The organism is Williamsia sp. (assembly GCF_016462415.1).
GTDB lineage: Bacteria > Actinomycetota > Actinomycetes > Mycobacteriales > Mycobacteriaceae > Williamsia_A.
In genome coordinates, this window is the sequence record NZ_JAEMTF010000094.1 from 3,103 (window position 1) to 8,784 (window position 5,682).

Annotated in this window: 6 protein-coding genes; all 6 read right to left on the reverse strand. The window is 67.2% G+C overall.

Annotation, left to right across the window (positions count from 1 at the left end):
• The coding region (locus tag JHC79_RS18415) for a MerR family transcriptional regulator (protein ID WP_296393523.1) at positions 1 to 617 on the reverse strand (617 nt) is incomplete at its 3' end.
• 111 nt (positions 618 to 728) lie between these two features.
• Positions 729 to 2,480 carry a pyruvate dehydrogenase gene (locus JHC79_RS18420; protein ID WP_296393526.1) on the reverse strand — a complete coding sequence of 584 codons (1,752 nt, stop codon included), beginning with the start codon at positions 2,478 to 2,480 and terminating at the stop codon, positions 729 to 731.
• Positions 2,481 to 2,601: 121 nt separating this feature from the next.
• On the reverse strand, positions 2,602 to 2,982 hold the full coding sequence (locus JHC79_RS18425) for a VOC family protein (RefSeq protein ID WP_296393528.1): 381 nt from the start codon (positions 2,980 to 2,982) through the stop codon (positions 2,602 to 2,604).
• Positions 2,983 to 3,005: 23 nt separating this feature from the next.
• Complete coding sequence (locus JHC79_RS18430) at positions 3,006 to 4,340, reverse strand: acetyl-CoA hydrolase/transferase C-terminal domain-containing protein (RefSeq protein ID WP_296393530.1); 1,335 nt, start codon at positions 4,338 to 4,340, stop codon at positions 3,006 to 3,008.
• Complete coding sequence (locus tag JHC79_RS18435) at positions 4,340 to 4,867, reverse strand: MaoC/PaaZ C-terminal domain-containing protein (RefSeq protein ID WP_296393532.1); 528 nt, start codon at positions 4,865 to 4,867, stop codon at positions 4,340 to 4,342. Before JHC79_RS18435 ends, JHC79_RS18430 begins: the two co-directional genes overlap by 1 nt.
• Positions 4,868 to 4,904: 37 nt before the next feature.
• Positions 4,905 to 5,682: aldolase/citrate lyase family protein (locus tag JHC79_RS18440; RefSeq protein WP_296393535.1), on the reverse strand; the 778-nt coding region annotated here is incomplete at its 5' end.

Here is a 5,682-nt window from a genome sequence, read left to right on the forward strand (position 1 = left end):
CCGTGGAACTGCTCGAGCAGGCCCATCCACTCGGTCGCGAGCGCGCCGGCCTCGGGTGAGGCCGGATCCATCCCCGCGGCGATCGCGGCATCCACCTCCGCGATCAGCGACGGCCACCGATTCTCCACCGCGCGGATCTGCTGCTCGCCCAACTCTTCTCGACGAACTGCCAGCGCCGCCAACTGGTCGGCGTCGAAGTAGTTCTCCACTCGTGCGTCCATTGTCATCACCTTCCTGATGAGGTCGAGGAGGTCGGTGTCGGTGGGGCGAGCGCGGGTACGGACCGTCGTGAGCACGGCGCCGAGCTGTTTCTGCAGCCGTTGGATGTCGGCCAGCCGGGCCTCGATGTGCTCGGAGTGCGCGACCAGCATCGCCTCGAGCGACGTCTGGTCGGTGATCGCCTCGGCGATCTGCTCCAGCGACAGTCCGAGTTGCCGTAACGCCAGGATCCCGTAGAGACGCTCGACATCGACGCCGTCGTAGAGCCGATAGCCCGCACCGCTACGACGCGACGGACTCAGCAGCCCGATGTCGTCGTAGTGATGCAGGGTCCGCACGGTGAGACCGGTCAGCTCCGCCAGTTGTCCGACGCGGTAGAGCGTCTCGGGCTCACTCATGCCGTCACCTACTCCTCTGCGGCCACCCGGTGTGGCCGACGAGATCGACGCTAGAGCCGCACGCTACGTGAGGGTCAAGGCCGATGCGCCGATTCTCGGTCGCGTCTCAGATCAGGGTCGGGGAACGTTCCGCAGGTTCGATTTGGCCATCTTCATGGCCTCACCCATCCCGCCGTTGAGGACCACCTTGCTCATCGCGAGGGCAAAGCCCTTGAGCTGGGTGCCGGTGAGCTTGGGTGGCACCGACAACGCCAGCGGATCGGTGACCAACTGCACCAGCGCAGGCCCGTCGTGGGCGAGTGCCTCGGCCATTGCGGCGGAGATGTCGCCGGGCTCGGTGACGCGCCGACTGTGGATACCGACCGCGCCGGCGATCGCGGCGTAGTCCACCGGCGCGACGTCGACGCCGAAATCGGGCAGGCCGTCGACCAGCATCTCGGCCTTGACCATGCCCAGGGTGGCGTTGTCGAACAGCATGATCTTCACCGGCAGCTTGTACATCGCGACGGTGAGGATCTCCGAGAGCAGCATCGACAAGCCGCCGTCGCCGGAGATCGAGATGACCTGTCGCCCGGGCTGTGCCGACTGTGCGCCGATGGCGTGCGGCAGTGCGTTGGCCATCGAGCCGTGCAGCATCGAGGCGATGAACTTCCGTCGACCGGTCGGGTTGATGAAACGGGCTGTCCACACGTTGCACATGCCGGTGTCGGTGGTGAAGATCGCGTCGTCGGCGGCGAGGTCGTCGAGGATCGACGCGGCGTACTCGGGATGGATGGGGACGAGCTTCTCGGCGTTGGTCGCGTACGCGCCGACGACCTTGTTCATCAGCTGGTCGTGCTTGCCCAGCCAGGTGTCGAGGTAGCGCCGATCGGTCTTGCGGTTCACCAGCGGCGCGAGGGCGCGCACCGTCGCCCCGACATCGCCGTGCACGGGCAACTCGACCGCGGTGCGTCGGCCGATCTTCGTGGCGTCGATGTCGATCTGCGCGGTCGTGACCTTGTCGGGCAGGAACTGCGAGTACGGGAAGTCGGTGCCCAGCAGGATAAGCAGGTCGGCGTCGTGGATGCCCGCGTGTGCGGCCCCGTAGCCGAGTAGGCCGGTCATACCGACGTCGAAGGGGTTGTCGTACTGGATGAACTCCTTGCCGCGCAACGAGTGTCCGATGGGTGCGCCGATCTTCTCGGCCAGCGCGATAACCTCGTCGTGCGCGCCCTTCACGCCGTAGCCGGCGAAGATCGCGACCTTCTCGGCGGCGTTGACGGCCTGGGCAAGCTTCTCGATGACCTCGGTGGGCGGGGTCACGGTCGGCGTGGCAGGGATCGAGATGGGATCCATTGCTGCGGTGGCCGATTCCTCGGCGATGTCGCCGGGCAGGGTCAGCACGGCGACCCCGTTGCCGGTGATGGCCGAGTGGATCGCGGCGCGGAACATCCGCGGTGCCTGGTCGGTGGTGAGGATCAGCTCGTTGAACAGTGAGCACTCGCCGAACAGGCGATCGGGGTGCGTCTCCTGGAAGTAGCCCGAGCCGATCTCGCTGCTCGGGATGTGCGAGGCGATGGCGAGGACGGGCGCGCCGGACCGGTGTGCGTCGTACAGGCCGTTGATCAGATGCAGGTTGCCGGGGCCACAGGACCCGGCACACACGGCGAGCTTGCCGGTGGTCTGGGCGTCAGCGGCGGCGGCGAACGCGGCGGCCTCCTCGTGGCGGACGTGGATCCAGTCGATACCGCCCTTTGCGGAGCCGCCGGAGCGCCGAACGGCGTCGACCACGGGGTTGAGACTGTCCCCGACGATCCCGTAGATGCGGGTCACGCCGGCATCGATGAGGCCGCGGATCAGTTGGTCGGCAATGGTTGTCGCCATGGAGAGCTCCTTGTGAGAGACGTGGTCGTCGGCGGGTCCGGCGGGTGTCGCCAGGCCCGTTGCCACGCTAGTCCTGCGCCCGGTGTGGGCATGCGAGACGGGCGCGACGTTGTCTGCTGTGTCACATCGGGTTCGACAGCTCGATCAGGTTGTCGTCGGGATCGCGGACATAGACGCTGAGGATGTCGCCGGTCGCACCCGTGCGCGTGACCGGACCTTCGACGATCGGGACATCGGCCGCGTGGAGTCGGTGGACGATCTCGGTGACCGGTGTTGCCACGAGGAAGCACAGATCGGCGCTGCCGGGTGTGGGTCGGTTGGCCTTCGGCTCGAACTCGTTCCCGGCCTGGTGCAGGTTGATCTTGCTGTGGCCGAAACGCAGCGCGGTCCGGCCGGAGCCGAAGGTGTGCTCGGTCATCCCCAGGACGCCGGTGTAGAACCGAACGGTCGCGGCCGGATCGGCGACGGTGAGGACGAGGTGGTCGAGCGATTCGATCTGCATGGCTGGTCTCCCTTCGATGAGCGTCAGATCAGGTGCCGTTCGCGGGCGGCCTCGGTGAGTTCGGCGCGGTGGTCGGGATGCGCCAGGGCGATCAGGGACTGGGCCCGCTGGGTGGAGGACAGCCCCTTGAGGTCGACCATTCCGTACTCGGTGGCCACGTGGTGTACGTCGTTGCGGGCGGTGGTGACCGGCCCCGACAACCGCGGCACGATCTTGCTGATCGTGCCCTGCTTCGCGGTCGAGGCGAACGCGATGACCGACAGTCCGCCGCGCGAGTTGTAGGCGCCGCGCACGAAGTCGACCTGACCGCCGGCCGCGCTGTACTGATGCCCGTTGATCCATTCGGAGTTACAGGCGCCGGTCAGGTCCATCTCGATGGTGGAGTTGACCGACACGACGTTGTCGTTGCGGGCGATGACCGCGGGGTCGTTGACGTGGTCGACGGGATGGCTCTCCACGCCGCGGTTGTCGTCGAGGAACTCGTAGAATGCCCTGTCGCCCATGGCGAAGGTGAACACCGAGGTCCCACGGTGGATCGCCTTGTGGCGGTTGGTCACCACGCCGGAGGAGATCAGACCCGCGAGCGCCGGGGTCAGCACCTCGGAATGGATGCCGAGGTCGGATCGATTACCGAGCGCCTCACACACCGCCTGGGGCAGTCCGCCGACGCCGATCTGAAGGCACGCATGGTCTCCGACGAGTTCGGCGACGCGTCGGGCGATGGTGCGGTCGATGTCGCCGATCGGGCGTTGTGGCAGTTCGGGGAGTTCCTCGTCGTGTTCGACGATGGCGTCGACCTCCGACACGTGCAGCGCCGAGGCGCCGAACACCCGCGGCATGTGTGCATTGACCTCGACGATCAGTCGTTTCGCCTGCCGTCCAACCGAACTGGTGTAGTCGTTGTTGGTGCCGAAGGTGAAGTAGCCGTTCGAATCCATGGGTGACACCGAGACGAGGAACGTGTCGACCGGGATCCGGTCGGCGAACAGCCGGATCGACTGGCTGAAGGCCGTGGGGACGAACGAGACCACCTTGCGTCCGTCACGGTCTCCGTGGGCGATCAGCTCCCGCTCGGCCCGCTGCAGGAACATCGAGTGGGGGCGCAACGCGCCCATCAGTTCGTAACGGAGCAGGCTGTCCTGCATCGGCTGCTCGGCGTGGAAGTAGTAGAGCTTGACCTCGTCGATTTCGTGTTCGCGGGCCCGGTCGGCGAGTGCACGCATCAGCGCCGGTGGTTGCCCCGCGGCCTGGCCGAGGGCGACGGTCGAGTGGCTCTCGATCCGTTCGACCGCGGTGTGGGCGTCGGTCAGCTTGGCGGCGTACTCCTGGGCGCCGGTCCGGGTTGTGGTGGTGGTCATCAGTAGTTCGCCTCCTGCTCGGGCGCGTGACCGCGCCTGTATATCAACATGGTTCGCTCGAAGGTCATCACCACGTCACCGTCTTGGTTGGTTCCGGTGGTCTCGACGGTGACGATGCCCTGGGTGGGCCGGCTCTTCGACTCCCGGGCCGCGAGGATCGTGGTGGAGGCGTAGAGCGTGTCGCCGGCGAACACCGGGTGCGTGGCGCGGACCTTGTCCCACCCGAGGTTGGCGACCACCTTCGCGCTCACGGTGCGCACACTCATGCCGGTGAGCACGGCGATGGTGAGCGTCGAGTCGACCAGCATCTTCTTCCACTCCGTGGCGGCGGCGTACGCGGCGTCGAAGTGGACGGGCTGGGTGTTCATGGTCAGCAACGTCATCCAGATGTTGTCGGTGTCGGTGATGGTTCGACCCGGCCGGTGTTCGAAGGTGTCGCCCACCACGAAGTCCTCGAAGTAGAGACCGGATGTCTCTCGATAGGTGTGGGGGGCCAACTCCCGATAGGCGGGGAGGATGGGGTCCATCTGCTTCTCCTTCTGTTGTGCTGTAGAGCGATTGATGTCAGTTCGCTCGGGCGAGTATCCGACGAGCCCGCCGAGCGATGGCCTCGTCGATCATCTGGCCGTTCACGGTGCCCACGCCACGTTCGGCGACCTGGACCACCTCGGTGGCCCAACGGATCTCCTCGCCCGACGGCGTGAAGCCGTCGGCGATCGTGGCGATCTGGCGCGGATGTATGGCGGCTTTCGCCGCGAAGCCGCTACGGACGGCGTCGGCGACCGAGTCGGTGAGACCGTCGGCGTCGTGCACGTCGAAGAACGGGGTGTCGACCACGGGCACCCCGGACGCCGCCGCGGCGTGCAGGACCGAGTTGCGGGCCTGCTCGAGGACGGCGGTCCCCGGTTCGGCACCGAGATCGCCGGCCATGTCGGCGGCGCCGAACATGACCGCGGCAGGAGGTGTACGGCCCTCGCGCAGGATCGCGGTGAACTCGGTGACCGCACGAGCGGACTCGATCATCGCCACGAGGTCGGTCACCACGCCCGCATCGTGCAGGATCTCGGCGACCAGGTCGACGGTCGCGGCGGCCTCGACCTTGGGGATGACCACGTAGTCAGGCGTGAGGCGGTGCTCGGCGACGGCGAGAAGGTCACGGAGCCCGGCGACCGATCCGAGCGCATTCATCCGTACCGCGTACCGGACCACGGATGCGCTGTCACGCAGGGCCGTCAGCTTCTGGACGACCAGTGCGCGGGCGGTGTCCTTGTCGCCGGGTGCGACCGCATCCTCCAGGTCGAGGATGGCGACGCCCGCGCCCGCCCGCGCGGCGGCGTCGAAA